Source organism: Microbispora sp. H10836 (assembly GCF_012999525.1).
Classification (GTDB): domain Bacteria; phylum Actinomycetota; class Actinomycetes; order Streptosporangiales; family Streptosporangiaceae; genus Microbispora.
Map to the genome: position 1 here is coordinate 96,647 of NZ_JABBWU010000010.1, position 15,575 is coordinate 112,221.

Annotated in this window: 14 protein-coding genes; 6 read left to right on the forward strand and 8 right to left on the reverse strand. The window is 71.2% G+C overall.

All coding sequences use genetic code 11. The annotated features are described in order from the left end of the window. Positions 1-53 precede the first annotated feature (53 nt). Both HHX30_RS19540 and HHX30_RS19545 read right to left on the reverse strand, forming a co-directional pair. Positions 54-1,850, reverse strand: a complete 1,797-nt coding sequence (locus HHX30_RS19540; protein ID WP_169983416.1) for a phosphoenolpyruvate carboxykinase (GTP) — start codon at positions 1,848-1,850, stop codon at positions 54-56. Between the two features lie 281 nt (positions 1,851-2,131). Then, positions 2,132-2,650, reverse strand: coding sequence for a hypothetical protein (locus tag HHX30_RS19545; protein WP_169983417.1), 519 nt, complete (start codon positions 2,648-2,650; stop codon positions 2,132-2,134). Between the two features lie 77 nt (positions 2,651-2,727). Here HHX30_RS19545 and HHX30_RS19550 point away from each other — a divergent pair, with 77 nt between their 5' ends. Both HHX30_RS19550 and HHX30_RS19555 read left to right on the forward strand, forming a co-directional pair. Further along, positions 2,728-4,251: an MFS transporter gene (locus HHX30_RS19550; protein ID WP_169983418.1), complete on the forward strand. Its 1,524-nt coding sequence runs from the start codon at positions 2,728-2,730 to the stop codon at positions 4,249-4,251. After that, the gene (locus HHX30_RS19555) at positions 4,229-4,861 is read left to right on the forward strand and encodes a TetR family transcriptional regulator (RefSeq protein ID WP_169983419.1); all 633 of its coding nucleotides are present in this window, start codon (positions 4,229-4,231) and stop codon (positions 4,859-4,861) included. The genes HHX30_RS19550 and HHX30_RS19555 overlap by 23 nt, the downstream gene beginning before the upstream one ends. 21 nt (positions 4,862-4,882) lie before the next feature. Here the strand turns inward: HHX30_RS19555 and HHX30_RS19560 are convergent, their stop codons facing one another. The 3 genes from HHX30_RS19560 to HHX30_RS19570 form a co-directional block, all read right to left on the reverse strand. Beyond that, a complete protein-coding gene (locus tag HHX30_RS19560) occupies positions 4,883-6,139 on the reverse strand; it encodes a C40 family peptidase (protein WP_311922613.1) in 1,257 nt (418 codons plus the stop codon). Between the two features lie 161 nt (positions 6,140-6,300). Continuing rightward, positions 6,301-6,801: a transcription elongation factor GreA gene (greA, locus tag HHX30_RS19565; RefSeq protein ID WP_169983420.1), complete on the reverse strand. Its 501-nt coding sequence runs from the start codon at positions 6,799-6,801 to the stop codon at positions 6,301-6,303. Positions 6,802-6,876: 75 nt separating this feature from the next. Further along, positions 6,877-7,302, reverse strand: coding sequence for a DUF4307 domain-containing protein (locus tag HHX30_RS19570; RefSeq protein ID WP_169983421.1), 426 nt, complete (start codon positions 7,300-7,302; stop codon positions 6,877-6,879). A 150-nt stretch (positions 7,303-7,452) separates the two neighbouring features. Between HHX30_RS19570 and mca the strand changes: the two genes are divergently transcribed. From mca to HHX30_RS40725, 3 genes are read left to right on the forward strand one after another with little or no spacing between them, the layout of a single operon-like run. Further along, positions 7,453-8,334: a mycothiol conjugate amidase Mca gene (gene mca / locus HHX30_RS19575; RefSeq protein ID WP_169983422.1), complete on the forward strand. Its 882-nt coding sequence runs from the start codon at positions 7,453-7,455 to the stop codon at positions 8,332-8,334. Between the two features lie 9 nt (positions 8,335-8,343). Next, positions 8,344-8,511 (forward strand): hypothetical protein, encoded by a 168-nt coding sequence (locus HHX30_RS40720; RefSeq protein ID WP_211592228.1) that lies wholly within the window; start codon positions 8,344-8,346, stop codon positions 8,509-8,511. Further along, a complete protein-coding gene (locus HHX30_RS40725; RefSeq protein WP_311922614.1) occupies positions 8,508-8,825 on the forward strand; it encodes a GNAT family N-acetyltransferase in 318 nt (105 codons plus the stop codon). The genes HHX30_RS40720 and HHX30_RS40725 overlap by 4 nt, the downstream gene beginning before the upstream one ends. 119 nt (positions 8,826-8,944) lie before the next feature. Here HHX30_RS40725 and HHX30_RS19585 read toward each other — a convergent pair whose 3' ends face one another. Beyond that, complete coding sequence (locus HHX30_RS19585) at positions 8,945-10,108, reverse strand: hypothetical protein (protein WP_310742149.1); 1,164 nt, start codon at positions 10,106-10,108, stop codon at positions 8,945-8,947. A gap of 177 nt (positions 10,109-10,285) precedes the next feature. Between HHX30_RS19585 and HHX30_RS19590 the strand changes: the two genes are divergently transcribed. After that, positions 10,286-12,283 (forward strand): thioredoxin domain-containing protein, encoded by a 1,998-nt coding sequence (locus HHX30_RS19590; RefSeq protein WP_169983423.1) that lies wholly within the window; start codon positions 10,286-10,288, stop codon positions 12,281-12,283. 105 nt (positions 12,284-12,388) lie between these two features. Here the strand turns inward: HHX30_RS19590 and HHX30_RS19595 are convergent, their stop codons facing one another. Continuing rightward, on the reverse strand, positions 12,389-14,854 hold the full coding sequence (locus HHX30_RS19595) for a transglycosylase domain-containing protein (protein ID WP_311922615.1): 2,466 nt from the start codon (positions 14,852-14,854) through the stop codon (positions 12,389-12,391). 162 nt (positions 14,855-15,016) lie between these two features. After that, positions 15,017-15,484: an Lrp/AsnC family transcriptional regulator gene (locus tag HHX30_RS19600; protein WP_169983424.1), complete on the reverse strand. Its 468-nt coding sequence runs from the start codon at positions 15,482-15,484 to the stop codon at positions 15,017-15,019. Between the last annotated feature and the right edge of the window lie 91 nt (positions 15,485-15,575).

The window sequence follows — 15,575 nt, forward strand, 5'->3', positions numbered from 1 at the left end:
CCACGGGGAGAGTTCCGTGCCGGGACGACGGCGCGCGGGCCGTGGTCGAGGACTCAGCCGAGCCGCTGGACCAGGGCGCGGTATTCGTCCCACAGCTCCTTCGGCATGTGGTCGCCGAAGGTCTCGAAGTGGGACGGGATCAGCGCGGCCTCCTCGCGCCACACCTCGGGATCGACGCTGAGCAGAAGCTCCATGTCCTCGGGCGCGAGGTCGAGACCCTCGGTGTCGAGCGAGGCCGGCAGGTTGCCGATCGGCGTGGGCACGGCGTCGGCCACGCCGTTCAGCCGGTCGACGATCCACTTGAGCACCCGGCTGTTCTCGCCGAAGCCCGGCCACAGGAAACGGCCGTTCGCGTCCTTGCGGAACCAGTTCACGTAGTAGATCTTCGGCAGCTTCTCCGGGTCGGTCATCGTGCCGACCTCGACCCAGTGCGCGAAGTAGTCGCCCATGTTGTAGCCGCAGAACGGCAGCATCGCGAACGGGTCGCGGCGCAGCTCGCCGACCTTGCCCTCGGCGGCGGCCGTCTTCTCCGAGGCCACGTTGGCGCCCAGGAAGACGCCGTGCTGCCAGCTCAGCGACTCGGTCACCAGCGGCACGGCGGTCGCCCGGCGGCCGCCGAACAGGATGGCCGAGATCGGCACCCCGGCCGGGTCCTGCCACTCGCGGGCGATCGTCGGGCACTGCTCGGCCGGAGTGGTGAACCGGGCGTTCGGGTGGGCGGCGGGCTCCGGGGAGTCCGGCGTCCAGTCGCGGCCCTTCCAGTCGACGAGGTGCGCCGGCGGCTCGTCGGTGAGGCCCTCCCACCAGACGTCGCCGTCGTCGGTCAGCGCGACGTTGGTGAAGATGCTGTTGCCCCACAGCGTCTCGATCGCGTTGGCGTTCGTGGACTGGCCGGTCCCGGGCGCGACGCCGAAGAAGCCGGCCTCCGGGTTGATCGCGTAGAGCCTGCCGTTGGGGCCGAAGCGCATCCAGGCGATGTCGTCGCCGATCGTCTCGACCTTCCAGCCCGGGATCGTGGGCTGGAGCATGGCGAGGTTCGTCTTGCCGCACGCCGACGGGAAGGCCGCCGCGACGTACCGCGCCTCGCCCTGCGGCGGCGTGAGCTTGAGGATCAGCATGTGCTCGGCCAGCCAGCCCTCGTCGCGGGCCATCACGCTGGCGATGCGCAGCGCGTAGCACTTCTTGCCCAGCAGCGCGTTGCCGCCGTAGCCCGAGCCGTACGACCAGATCTCACGGGTCTCCGGGAAGTGGCTGATGTACTTGGTCGTGTTGCACGGCCACGGCACGTCGGCCTGGCCGGGCTCCAGCGGGGCGCCCACCGAGTGGACGGCCTTGACGAAGTCGCCGCGCTCCTCGATGAGGCGCAGCGCCTCCTCGCCCATCCTGGTCATGATCCGCATCGACACGGCCACGTACGGCGAGTCGGTGATCTCGACGCCGAGCTGGGAGATGTTCCCGCCCAGGGGGCCCATGCAGAACGGCACGACGTACATCGTCCGGCCCCGCATGCAGCCCTTGTACAGCGTGGCGAACGTCCGGCGCATCTCGTCGGGCGCGATCCAGTTGTTGGTGGGGCCGGCGTCCTCCTCCCGCTCGGAGCAGATGAACGTCCGGTCCTCCACCCGGGCGACGTCGCTCGGGTCCGAGGCGGCGTAGAAGCTGTTGGGACGCTTGACCAGCCGCTTGAAGGTGCCCTGCTCCACCAGCAGGTTGGTCAGGCGCGTCCACTCGGCCTCGGAGCCGTCGCACCATTCGATCCGGTCCGGCTGGGTCAGCTCCGCGATCTGGCTCACCCAGGCCGCCAGATCGCTGTGCGTGGTGGGCGTCGGTACCTCTACTGAAATGGACACGGGGGCGGCTCCTTAATCTCTCAGGGCCAGAGCATCATGAGCGATGAATGGCCTCCGAATCCAATTGGAGTAGACCACCGTGTTTCCACTCCGTTAAATCGGCGCCATTCTCGGCTTCACGACCTCCAACAGCGTCGCCGCAGGCAGTGGTCGTGATGTCGTGGGACCTTACCCACTCCGGCCCTGTTGGAAAAAACGTCCTTCTCCCCCTTACCCGCCTCGCCGGCGTTACACATTGGTATAGGCCAATTCAATTGGTCCAGACCACTGGGCGAATTGGTTCAGTCCAATCCGCCGGGCCCTTCCGCCCTGATCCGGTCCACGTGCTGGAGGGCATCGCGCAGGTCAGCGAGCCAACTGTCGGTGTGTTTGCCGACGAGCCGGACGCACCAGGCCAGGGCGTCGCTGCGGCTGCGCGCGACACCCGCGGCGACCAGTGTGTCGAGGACCTGCCGTTCGGGCTGCCGCAGCCGGGTCATGACCGGGACGCTGAGAGTGGTGAACATCACCGTCTCATCGCCCACGACGACGCCCCAGGAGACCTTGCGGCGGAAGCGGTGCTCGGCCTCCCTCGCGATGTCGATCCTGCGCTCGCGGGTCTCCTCGCGGAAGCGTTCGACATATCCCTCGACGGCCGCCGCGCGCTCCGGGCCGGGGAGCCCTTCGACCACCGACAGCGGCGGGAGCGTGCCCAGCACGCTGATCTCCTCGCGGTCGACGACGACCTCGGGGGTCCCGGTGAACCAGTTCTCGGGCAACCGGCCCGCGAACCAGGCGCTCAGCTGTTCGTCTGCATTCATGTAATCAACATTACATCGCTATCCACAGCGGAAGCCGAGGTTGACAGTAGCTACTTTTTGAGAGTTACTTTCAAATTATGGATTCTCCCACTTCCCGCTGGTGGGCGCTCGGCGCCCTCGTGCTGAGCGCCCTCGTCATCGGCATGGACGCGACGGTGCTCAACGTGGCGCTGCCTACGCTCGCGGCCGACCTGCACGCCTCGACCGGCGACCTGCAGTGGATCGTCGACGCGTACCTGATTCCGTTCGCCGCGCTCATGCTCCCTGCGGGCGCGCTCGGCGACCGCTTCGGCCGCAGGCGCCTGCTATTGGCCGGGCTCGCGGCCTTCGGGATCGCGTCGGTGCTCGCGACGTACGCGGGCGGCATCGGCGCCCTGATCGCGGCCCGCGCGCTGATGGGCGCGGGCGGCGCGGTGATCATGCCGCTGTCGACCTCGATCCTGCCGGTGGTCTTCCCTCCGGCCGAGCGTGGGCGCGCGATCGCCGTGTGGACGGCCGCCATGGCGCTCGGCCTGCCCCTCGGCCCCGTCGTGGGCGGCTACCTGCTCGACCACTTCTGGTGGGGCTCGGTCTTCCTCGTGAACATCCCCATGATCGTCGTCGCGGCGGTGGCGGTGGCCGTGTTCCTCCCCGAGTCGCGTGACCCCGCCGCGCCGCGGACCGACGTGCCCGGCGCGCTGCTGTCGGTGACGGGCTTGGCCGCGCTGGTGTACGGCGTCATCGAGGCTCCGGCGCGCGGCTGGGGCCACCCCGCCGTGCTGGGCGGTCTCGGCGCCGGGGCGGCGCTGCTGGCGGTGTTCGTCCGCGTCGAGGCCCGCACCCGGCAGCCGATGATGGACCTCGGCCTGTTCCGCAGCCGGGTCTTCGTGTGGGGCGCGGCCGGCGCGACGTTCGTGAGCCTCGGCATGTCGGGCGTGCTGTTCGTCGTCCCCCAGCACCTGCAGGCCGTGCTCGGGCACGACGCTCTCGGCACCGGCGTACGGGTGATCCCCATGGTGGCCGGGCTGATGGCCGGCGGCCTGGCCGGAGAGCGGCTCACGACGCGCCTCGGGCTGCGCGTGGTGATGCCGGCGGGCCTGGTCGTGCTCGCCGCCGGGTTCTTCCTGGGCGCCGGGACCACGGTGTCGGGCGGGGCGTCCTCGGCGTACGGCTACGTCGCGGCCTGGCTGGCCGTCCTCGGCACGGGCGTCGGCCTCGCCATGGTCCCCGCCATGGACGGCGTGCTCGCCACGCTGCCCGAGGATCGGTCGGGCTCCGGCTCGGCGACCCTGCAGACCGTGCGCCAGGTCGGCGGCGCGCTGGGCGTGGCCGGTCTCGGCAGCCTGCTCTCGGCGGCGTACGCCTCGGACCTGCCGGACGGAGTCCCGGAGGCGGCGGCCGACTCGATCACGGCCGCGGCGGTCCTGGCCGCGCGCGCGGGGGACGCCGCGCTGCTGAGCGCCGCCAGGGAGGCGTTCGTGAGCGGCATGGACCTGGTCCTGCTGGTGTGCGGGACCACGTCGGTGCTGGCCGCCGCACTGGTGGCCGTCTTCCTACCAGGGAGTACGGCCGGGGGCGGAAAGACGGCAGAATCGGGACATGAGCTCACCCCAGCGCGCTGACCGGACCTCGCCCCCCTCCGACCGCGCTGTCACGAGCCTGCGCGAGCGCAAGAAGGCCAAGACCCGCAGGACCATCCAGGAGCAGGCCCTGCGGCTGTTCGCCGAGCAGGGGTACGACGCGACGACGGTGGAGCAGATCGCGGAGGCGGCGGAGGTCTCCCCCAGCACGTTCTTCCGCTACTTCCCCACGAAGGAGGACGTGGTCACCCAGGACGACTACGACCCGATCCTGATGGAGGCGATCAAGGCACAGCCGGCGGACCTGCCCCCGCTGACCGCCCTGCGCGCCGCCTTCCGCACGGCGTTCGAGTCGATAGGGGCCGAGGATCTCGACCAGGTGCTCGCCCGGACCAAGCTGTCCACCTCCGTGCCCGCCCTGCGGGCCCGCACGGTGGAAGGGCTGTTCGCCACGATCGACATGCTCGCGGGCGCGGTGGCCGAGCGGGCGGGCCGCGACCCCCGCAGCCCCGCCGTACGGACGCTCGTCGGCGCGGTCATGGGAGTCATGCTCCCTGCGCTGTTCACCTGGGTGGAACAGGACGGCAGGACACCGCTGCCCGTGCTGCTCGACGAGGCCCTCGGCTACCTGGAGGCCGGGCTGCCGATCTGACCGGCTTTCCCGAGGCCGGGGTCAGCGGACACGGGCGGAGATCTGCGGGCTGACCCTGACGACCCCGGCGAGGTTCTTGGTGTAGACGTCGGCGATCTTCACGACGTCGCCGGTGTGCGGGGCGTGCAGCATCTTCCCGTTGCCCCAGTAGATGGCGACGTGCGAGATGTATCCGGGGTTGGTCGGATCGTTGCGCCAGAACAGCAGGTCGCCCGGCTGCGCCTGCGACAGCGGCACCTGCGGCCCGGTGACCCACTGCTGGTACGTCACGCGGGGCATGCGCACGCCCGCCTGCGCGTACGCCCACTGCACGAGCCCCGAACAGTCGAAGCTGTCGGGCCCCTCGGCGCCCCACACGTACGGCCGGCCGAGCTTGCCCACCGCCGCCGTGAGCGCGACCTTGAGCTGCTCCGCCGACATGAACGCCGTCTGCGGCCACACGGTCCGGCCCTTGGGCGTCACCACCACCGGGTTGATCGTGGCGACCTGGCTGCCCTTGGGCAGGATCTTCAGCAGCCTGAGGCGGAGCTTGCGGGAGTCGACCTTCGGCGCGCTCACCACCAGGGCGTTGCCGTCCGGGATGCCGAGCGCCGCCGCCGTCCCCTTCGAGACGATCGCCGCGATCGAGCCCATGCCCACCGTGGCGTACGCGCCGATGCGCAGGCGCCTGCCGCCGCTTTGGACCTGCGAGCCGAGCTGCACGCCGCCGTCGTTGCCGAGCTCGAAGGAGACCGCCATGTCGCCGGCGGCGATGTTGCGCCACAGCTCGTCGGAGGATGCCGTCACCTTCGGCGTGTACGAGCGGAAGGTCGACGGGTCGACGCCCATCGTCGGCACCCGCTTGCCGTCCACGGACACATCGGCCGCGCCGGTCACCTCGGCCGCCGTCACGCCCTTGACCCGGCGCACCTTCTCCACGACCTCGGGCGGCAGCGGCCGGTTGGCCACCACGAACAGGTGCGGGCGGACCAGCCGCCCCAGCGGGGCCACCGGCTGCCGCATCACCGTCTGGGCGGCCGGAGCCTGCCGCCCCGGCGTCGGGGACACCCCGTCGCGGGCCTGCCGTGCCGCCGCCACGTAGCGGTTGCCGGCGCGCCGGTCGGACAGGGACGCGACCACGCCCGAATCCGGGGAGCCGGACGAGAGTTCGCCGAGGACGAGCACGTCGGCCGTCAGCACGGTGACGAGCGAGACGGCGATGAGGGGAACCGTCCTGCGCAGGCGCCCCGGGCGGGGCAGCCGGGGGCGGTAGGCGAGGTCCTGGCGAGCCTCGGACACGGCTCTCGTGAGCTTCCTGCCTAACCGGGTGGATGGGCGCGCTCGGCGTTCGAGCACGATCTCACCCCTCCCGCGGCGAATGGTCCGGTCCAGGACGAGACTGCCGCACGGCCGGGAATACCGCAAACGAATGCGGAATTCCCGGCCGGGGCGGAAGCGGACTAGTTGCCGATGTACGGAACGGCCTCGAGGATCTCGACGGTGTTCTGCCTGCCGTTCGGCAGCGTGTACGTCGCCTTCTCCCCGATCTTCTTGCCGTTGATCGCGGACCCGAGGGGAGAGTTCGGCGAGTAGACGTCGATCGGCGCGCCGCTCTCCTCGCGGGAGGCCAGCAGGAAGGTGACCTCCTCGTCGTCGCCGTCGAAGCGGACCGTCACGGTCATGCCGGGACCCACGACGCCCTCGGCGCGGGGAGCCTCGCCGACCCTGGCGCTGTCCAGGATCTGCCGGAGGTGGAAGATGCGGGCCTCCATCTTGCCCTGCTCGTCCTTGGCGGCGTGGTAGCCGCCGTTCTCCCTGAGGTCACCCTCTTCGCGGGCGGCTTCGATCTTCTTGGCGATATCCGTGCGACCCGGGCCCGAAAGGTACTCGTACTCCTCCTTGAGGCGGTCGTACGCCTCTTGCGTCAGCCAGGTGACGTTGTCGTTCTGGGAGACGGCCACGGGCTCTCCTTGTTTCCGTAAGTGACTCGAAAGGCTGTCAAGATAACGCCTTCGAACGCTTCCCCAAAGATTCCACTATACGAGATCGCAGTAGTCGACATGTACCGCTGTGGCCTGCGCGCTCGTCCTCAGCCGCTCGGTGAACTCGAGGTCCGACCGGCCCTTGGGAATGTCGACCTCACGGCTGCCGACCTCCAGGTGCTTGGTGTCGAGCGCCTGGATCCGGCACGTCGCCGCCCGGTCGGCCGGCTTGTGCACGGTGAAGGTGATCACGGCGGAATCCGGAGCACTGGCGTCGAAGGTGATGACGTCCGCGCTCACGGAAGGATTCCCGTTGGCGCGCAGCATGACGTAGCCCCATCCGCCCGCGATCACCGCCACGATCAGCGCCATCACGACGTACGGCACCAGCCTGGCCGGCCGTGCGGGGCGGGGCGGGAAATCGTCCGGGGTGCCGAGCACCGGGCGTGTCCCCTGGCCGCCGGCCTCATCGGTGGGCATCGCGGAATCTCCCTGAGGATTGTCGGTGTTGTGCGAGACGATCGTCCCCACAAGTCGACCGTGGCGTGACGCGGGCCAGCCGGGTCCGGAACGCACGGTCACTTAGAAGCTAACCTCTTTCCGTAGCCAGAGGACACCATGAGGAGAGCCGTGAGTGCACCGTTGAGACTGATGGCCGTGCACGCGCACCCAGACGACGAGTCGAGCAAGGGCGCCGCCACGATGGCCCGCTACGTCGCGGAGGGCGTGGAGGTCCTCGTCGTCACGTGTACGGGCGGTGAACGCGGCTCGATCCTCAACCCCAAGATGGACCGGCCCGACATCCTCGAGAACATGGGCGAGGTGCGCCGCCAGGAGATGGAGAAGGCGCGCGAGATCCTCGGCGTGCAGCAGCGTTTCCTCGGCTTCGTCGACTCCGGGCTGCCGGAGGACGAGAACGAGCCGCTGCCCGAGGGGTGCTTCGCGCTGCAGCCGCTCGAAGCGGCCTCCGCGCCGCTCGTCGCCGCCGTCCGGGAGTTCCGGCCGCACGTGATCCTCACGTACGACGACAACGGCGGCTACCCGCACCCCGACCACATCATGACCAACCGGGTGTCGATCGAGGCGTTCGAGGCGGCGGGCGACCCCGACCGCTACCCGGGCACGGGCGAGCCGTGGCAGCCGCTGAAGCTCTACTACCACATGGGCTTCACGCGGGAGCGGTTCGAGGCGCTGCACAACGCGATGACCGAGCGCGACATGGGCTCGCCGTACGCCGACTGGATCGCGCGGTGGGAGGACCGGCCGCAGAAGTGGGAGGTCACCACCAAGGTCCCGTGCGCGGACTACTTCGAGATCCGCGACCTCGCCCTGCTCGCGCACGCCACCCAGGTGGACCCCGACGGGTTCTGGTTCGTCTGCCCCCGTGAGCTCCAGCAGGAGATCTGGCCGACCGAGGACTACCACCTCGCGCGGTCGCTCGTGGACACCGCACTGCCGGAGGACGACCTGTTCGCGGGGATCCACGCCGAGGTCACCCCTGCCTGCTCGTAAGCTGGGGGCGTGGATGCAAGCAGCTACGGGCCGGGTCTCCTGGGTTTCCTCGTCGTCGCCGCGATCGGCGTGGCCCTGTTCCTCCTTCTGAAGAACATGAACAAGCAGATGCGGAAGATCCAGGTGCCGCACGACGGCCGCGAGGACGAACGTCGCGGGAACGAGCCCGAGGCGTGAGCACGGACGCGCGGGTGGCCCACAACGCCGCCGCGTCGCGCTACGAGATCCTGCTCGACGACACGCTCGCCGGGTTCGCGCAGTACCGGCTGCGGGGCGGCTCGATGGTCTTCACGCACACCGAGGTGCGCGACGAGTTCGCGGGCCGCGGGCTGGGCGGCAGGCTGGTCGGCGCGGCCTTGGACGGAGCACGGGCGGCCGGCCTGCGGGTCGTGCCGCTGTGCTCGTTCGTGGCCTGGTACATCGAGAAGCACCCGGAATACCGCGGCCTGGTGGACAACGACTACCGCGGCCTCGTCGACACGCCGGAATAGGCCGGGACGGCGCCCGGCCCGCCGGCCCGCCGGTCGGCCGGGCGGCCCGGGACCGTCAGTCGGGTACGCGGGACCGCAGGTCGGGTAGGCGGAAACGCCGGCCGGGTACGGGGGGACCGTCAGTCGGGCAGCGCGGGGCCTGAGGACCAGGCGCGTTCCAGCGCCTTGGGCAGGCCCCACCAGCCCAGCGGGGTCAGCACCTCGGACCGGTCCACGATCCCGAGGTGCGCCCACAGCGGCGTCACCGCCGTGAACAGCATCTCCGTCGCCTCAAGGTCCTCCGGCTCGTCCGGGTCCACGTCGACGTCCTCGGAGTCGGCGATGAACCTGGCGATCCGCTCGGGCGAGGCGAGCACCCCCGGGCCGTACCGGACCAGGGTGATCACCGACGCGAGCCAGTCGGCGTGGTGGATGGCGCACAGCGAGGCCAGTATGGAGTCCTCGTGGCTGAGCTCGCCCTCCATGTCGAAGAACCGGGCGGCGTCCTCCTCGTCCGGCAGGTCCGAGATGGGCGCGGCGATTCCGGCCGCGACGGTGAGCCACAGGTCCTCGTCCCCTTCGGGCAGGTCGCCGTCCTCCAGGCCGGCGCAGGCGCGCAGCACGTTGCCCGGGTAGCCGGGCCGGGTCAGCGTCACGCGCAGCCGCCGGGCGGCCGAGCGGAGGTCGGCCTCGGGGAAGGGCGGCTCCGGCAGGTCGTCGAGCACCCGCCGCAGCTCGCTGAGCGCGAACGCCTCCTCCTCGTCCCAGGCGGCGTACAGCTCCCGGTCCTGCTCGTCGTTGACCACGACGCCCGGCACCCGGCCGTCCGGCAGCGGGGTGCCGAGCCAGTGCTCCTGGAGCTCCTCGTAGGCGTGCCGGGCGGCGGAGTCGCCGGCGGCCAGCGCGTCCGCGTCGATCTCTCCGGCCGCCAGCCTCTCCTCCAGGAACTCGACCAGCCGCTCGTACATCTCCGTGGCCACCGGGCCGCGCTCGCTCTCCTCGGGCCACAGGAAGTAGCTGCGGGTGAGCATGATCGGCTCGGTGCCGCTGGACTCCAGCCAGCGCTGCACGTCGCCGACCGTCGCGACGCCGGACTCGATGCTCGTCAGCACGGCCTTGGCCGAATCCCAGAACACGGGCGACAGCGGATTGCCCGCCGCGAGCAGCTGCCGCCGCAGGTCGGGAAGGGCGACCAGGGCCTGTCCGGACGGAACGGCCAGCAGCACCCGCGCGACGTCGCGCCGCGTCATGACGGCCGCGGGGCGTCCCGAGTGCCTGACAGCGAAGTCCAGATTCAAGCCCACGTCCTGTGAGCCTACGCCGGGACGCGCCGGAACACATCCCCGCGGTCTTCCGCGCGTTCTCCCGACATGACAAACAGCTCCACCCGGGAAAACAGACCATCCCGCATCACGGCGAGCGGCCCCGGAGCCAATCCGCACCCGGATCGTCCTTTTCCGACGGTGTGAGAGGCTGGCCCTATGAACCGGCTGGGTGGCGAGACCTCTCCCTACCTCCTGCAACACGCGGACAACCCGGTGGACTGGCTCCCCTGGGGCGAGGCGGCCTTCGCGGAGGCCCGCGGGCGCGACGTCCCCCTGCTGATCAGCGTCGGGTATTCGGCCTGCCACTGGTGTCACGTCATGGCGCACGAGTCGTTCGAGGACGAGGCCACCGCGAAGCTGATGAACGAGATGTTCGTCAACGTCAAGGTGGACCGCGAGGAGCGGCCCGACGTGGACGCCGTCTACATGGGCGCGGTCCAGGCGATGACCGGCCAGGGCGGCTGGCCGATGACGGTCTTCGCCACCCCTGACGGGCACCCGTTCTACGCCGGCACCTACTTCCCCCGTCCGCACTTCCAGCGGCTGCTGCACGCCGTCTCGCAGGCCTGGCGGCAGGACCGGGAGGGCGTCCTGGCCCAGGGGGAGAAGGTGGTGGAGGCGCTCGCCGGGCAGACCGGGGCTCCGTCGGGCCCGGTGCCCACCGCCGAGACCCTCGGCCTCGCCGTACGCGACCTCGCGGACGGCTTCGACGAGCGGCGGGGCGGATTCGGCGGCGCGCCCAAGTTCCCGCCGTCCATGGTCCTGGAGTTCCTGCTGCGGCACGGCGCCCGGGACGCCGTCGCCATGGCGGAGGCGACCATGGAGGCGATGGCCAGGGGCGGCATTTACGACCAGCTGGGCGGGGGCTTCGCCCGCTACTCCGTCGACGCGGGCTGGGTCGTGCCGCACTTCGAGAAGATGCTCTACGACAACGCGCTGCTGCTGCGGGTCTACGCCCACTGGTGGCGTGCGACCGGATCGGTCCTGGCCAGGCGGGTGGTCCTGGAGACCGCCGAATGGCTGCTGCGGGAGATGCGCACGCCGGAGGGCGGGTTCGCCTCCGCCCTCGACGCCGACAGCGAGGGACCGGACGGCACCCACGGCGAGGGCTTGTTCTACGTCTGGACCCCCGAGCAGCTCCGCGAGATCCTCGGAGAGGACGACGGAGCCTGGGCGGCCTCGGTGTTCGAGGTGACCGGCACGTTCGAGCACGGCACGTCGGTGCTCCAGCTTCTCGCCGACCCCGACGACCCGGCCCGGTTCGACCGGGTCCGTACGGCCCTGCGCGCCGCGCGGGAGCGCCGGCCGCGGCCCGGGCGGGACGACAAGGTCGTGGCCTCCTGGAACGGACTGGCGATCGCCGCCCTGGCCGAGGCGGGCGCGCTCTTCGACCGGCCCGACCTGGTCGACGCCGCGCGTGAGACGGCCGTGCTGCTCGACGGCCTGCACACGGTGAGCCGCGACCCGGCACGGCTGCTGCGCACCTCCCGGGACGGCCGGGCGGGGGCCAACACCGGCATGCTGGAGGACTACGCCAACACGGCCGAGGGCTTCCTCGCCCTTTACGGCGTCACCGGCGAGAGCCGGTGGTTCCACCGCGCCGGAGACCTGCTGGAGACCGTGCTGACGCGGTTCCCCGACGGTTCCGGGGGGTTCTACGACGCCCCCGACGACGGCGAGCGGTTGTTCCAGCGGCCCCAGGACCCGACCGACAACGCGACGCCGTCGGGCCAGTTCGCGGCGGCGGGCGCGCTGCTGTCGTACGCCGCGCTCACCGGCTCGGCCCGGCACCGGGAGGCGGCCGAGGCGGCGCTGGGCACGGTCTCCGCGCTCGCGAAGCGGCACGCCCGGTTCGCCGGATGGGGTCTCGCGGTGGCGGAGGCGGCGCTGCGCGGCCCCGCCGAGGTGGCGATCATCGGCCCGGCCGACGACGCCCGCACGCGCGCGCTGCACCGGGCGGCCCTCATGTCCGGCACGCCTGGCCTGGTCGTCGCGCTGGGCACCGGGGAGTCCGGCGCCGTGCCCGTGGACGTGCCGCTGCTGGAGGGCCGGGGCATGGTCGACGGCTCACCCGCGGCCTACGTGTGCCGTCGGTTCACCTGCCACGCGCCGGTCACCACCCCCGCCGAGCTGCGGGCCGAACTGGTCCGGTAGAAGCGGCGGGCGCCCTCAGGCGTGGCCGCGGACCTTCCGCGGCGACTTCCCCGTCCTCGCCGAAGGGTCACGGTCGCCCGCCGCTGGAGTGCCCGGCTGAAGCCGTCAGCGGGCGGGAACCTGCGCGACCGGGAGCTGGGGCCCGGGGATCTGCGCGAGCGGGCCGGTCTGGTCACCATGACCGTCCTGGCCGGTCTGGGTCTGGCCGGTCCGCCTGGCATCGGGCCCCGTGACGGCGCCCGGGGCCCTTCTGGCGCCCGTGCCCGTGGCGCCCGCGTCGGATCTACCGTTCCCCGTCCCGGGGGCGGCGTCCGCGGGACCCGTGTCGCGGGCACGGGCCGCGCCGGCCGGGCCTGGCACGCCGTCGGCTCCGTTCGCGCCGCCTCTCGGGCCGGTGTCGGGGTCCTGACCGGTCGTGCCCTGCTGCTCCTCCTCCGCGTCCGTGGTCGCGCCGGGCACGCCCTGGTCCGGCACCGCCGCTCCACCCGGGCCGTACGGTCCGTAGGGGGGCCCATACGGCCCGTCGGCACCGGGCGGACCCGACGGGTAGGGACCGGACGGGTAGGCGGTGGGAACGCCGCTCGGCTGGGGCATGGCCATGCCGTAGGTGTCCCAGTTGTAGGGGTTCCACGTGACCGGGTCGGGGAACTCCCGGACCGGCTTGCCCTCCATGGCGGTGCTCATGAAGGTCTTCCAGATCTCGGCGGGCAGCGTGCCGCCGTACAGCTCGCCGTAGCCGGGAACGGTCACCGGCTTGTTGTCGTCGCGGAACATGTCGACCGCGACGGCCAGCTGGGGGACGTAGCCGGAGAACCAGACCGCGGCGGACTCGTCGGTGGTGCCGGTCTTGCCCGCCACCGGGCGGTCCCACAGGCCCGCGGCGCTGCCGGTGCCGCTGCGCACCACCTGCTCCAGCGCGTACGTCGTGTCGGCGGCGGTGTTCTCGCTGAAGGCGCGGGTGCCGGCTGGGGCGAACCTGCGGGTGAGTCCGGTGCCGTCGGTGACCGCCCGGATCACGTGCGGCTCGTGGTGGATGCCCCCGGCGGCGAACGTGGCGAACCCGGAGGCCTGCTGCACGGCGCTCACCGACGCCACGCCGAGTGGCAGCGTGGCGGCGCCCTGGTGCGGGGCGAGTTGCGCCGCGGGGATCCCGGCGGCCCGCGCCGCCGCGACGACCTTGTCGACGCCGATCCGCTGGCCCAGGTCCACGAAGGCGGTGTTGACCGAGTACTGCGTCGCCTCGAGCAGCGTGATCGCCGAGCCGTACGACTTGCCGCCGGAGTTGGGGATGTCGGTGGAGCCGACGCGGATGGGCGAGTTGCCGTAGACCAGCGTGTCGAGCCCGTACCCGGCTTCGAGCGCGGCGGCCAGCGTGTAGGGCTTGAAGGTCGAGCCGGCCTGGACCTTGGCGGAGAAGGCGTTGTCGTACTGGTTGGTCTCGTAACGTCCGCCGTAGAAGGCGACGACCTCGCCCGTCGCGGGATCGACGGCCGCCAGGCCGGTGCGGACCTTCTTGGGGGTGTCGTCCGGCAGGACCGACTTGACCGCCTGCTGGGCCTGTGCCATCAGCTTCTTGTCGAACGTCGTGGTGACCTTCAGCCCGCCGTGGTTGATGTCCTCGTCGGTGAAGCCGAGCCGGTTCAGCTCGGCGCGCACCTGCGCCAGCATGTAGCCGTTCTGGCCGCCGAGGGACAGCGGCGCGCGCTGCTTGGCAAGCGTGGGGAACACCAGCGCGCCGGCCTCATCGCGGCTGATCGCGCCGATCTCGCGCATGCCGCGGACCACCGACGCCCACCTGGCCTTAACCGCGTCGAGCGCGGCCCCGGCCGGGTTGGCGAAACGGGTGGGCTGCTGGATCACGGCGGCGAGGTAGGCGCCTTCGGCCGCCGTCAGGTTCTGCACGTCCTTGTCGAAGTAGGCCCGCGCGGCGGCCTGGACGCCGTACGCGCCCCGGCCGAAGTAGATGGTGTTGAGGTAGCGCTCCAGCACCCAGTCCTTCGGCTTGGAACGATCCACCTTCAGCGCGATCATGACCTCTTTGAGCTTGCGCGCGATGGATCGTTCCTGACCGAGGCCGCTGTAGTAGTTGCGGACCATCTGCTGGGTGATGGTCGAGCCGCCCTGGAGCTGGCGGCCGGTGATCGTCGACCACACCGCGCGGGCCGTACCTGGCAGGGAGACGCCCTGGTCCTGATAGAACGTCCGGTTCTCCGCCGCGATCACCGCGCTTCTGACGACCTGCGGGACCTGCGTGAGCGGCACGTTCTTGCGGTTGACGCCCTCGGTGGCGAGGACGGTCTTGCCGTCCCGGTAGTAGATCACCGAGCCCTGGGCCGTCGCCAGTTCCTGGGTGCTGTCCGGGATGGGGGTCAGTGCCCACACCACGGCGAGGAACACGACGAACCCGGCGATTCCGGTGGCCAGACTCACGAGCAGGACGCGCGGCAGCCGTCTTCGCCGGCGAGGCGCCGGCGCGCGGCCGTCCTCGCCGCCTCCCCCGTTCGGGCCGCCGAGTGACGCCTGCGGATCCACGGCGCCCTCCTCGATCGGGCCCTCCTCGGCGCTGTCCACGCTGTGACCCCCGATAAGTCCGATACCCCCGCTACGCCCGTTTGTGCCCCTGAGCTGGGCGGATAGGACCACGGTAAACGATGGCCATCGATGGTCCGGCACTTCCCGCGACGTCTGTGGAAAAGCCTGGCCCACGGCAGGACGCTGTGGAAAACCGCCCGGTCAGCCCCCGGCCGCGCGGACGAGCGGAAGGGTCCGGTACGGCACCGGCGTGTCGAGCGCGATCACCGATTCGGTCCGTACGACGCCCTGCACGTCCACGATCCGGTCGATGACGCGCTGGAGGTCGGCGTTGCTGCGGGCGACCACGCGGCAGAACATGTCCCCGCCACCGGTGATCGTGTGGACCTCCAGGACCTCGGGGATGAGCGCGAGCTGGTCGGCCACCGGCACGTGCCCCGCGACCTGCCTGATGTGCAACGTCACGAACGCCGTCACGTCGAAGCCGAGCGCGGCCGGATCGATGTCCGGGCCGTAGCCGGTGATGACCCCGTTCGCGGCCATCCGGTCGAGCCGGGCCTGCACCGTGCCCCTGGCGACGTTCAGCCTGCGGGAGCACTCGAGTACGCCGATCCTGGGCTCGGCGGCCAGCAGCGCGACAAGACGTGCGTCGAGGTGGTCAATCGTCATAACGATTTTCCCTTGTACGAGACGAAGACTGAGCACATTGTCCACCTATTCGAGTCACTGTTGCACAAATTGGCCATGCGAACGGACGCTT

Coding starts and splice junctions, on each gene's coding strand:
- HHX30_RS19545 (WP_169983417.1), bottom strand. CDS start 2,650: ATGAATGCAGACGAACAGCTGAGCGCCTGGTTCGCGGGCCGGTTGCCC.
- HHX30_RS19550 (WP_169983418.1), top strand. CDS start 2,728: ATGGATTCTCCCACTTCCCGCTGGTGGGCGCTCGGCGCCCTCGTGCTG.
- HHX30_RS19555 (WP_169983419.1), top strand. CDS start 4,229: ATGAGCTCACCCCAGCGCGCTGACCGGACCTCGCCCCCCTCCGACCGC.
- HHX30_RS19570 (WP_169983421.1), bottom strand. CDS start 7,302: ATGCCCACCGATGAGGCCGGCGGCCAGGGGACACGCCCGGTGCTCGGC.
- HHX30_RS19590 (WP_169983423.1), top strand. CDS start 10,286: ATGAACCGGCTGGGTGGCGAGACCTCTCCCTACCTCCTGCAACACGCG.
- HHX30_RS19600 (WP_169983424.1), bottom strand. CDS start 15,484: ATGACGATTGACCACCTCGACGCACGTCTTGTCGCGCTGCTGGCCGCC.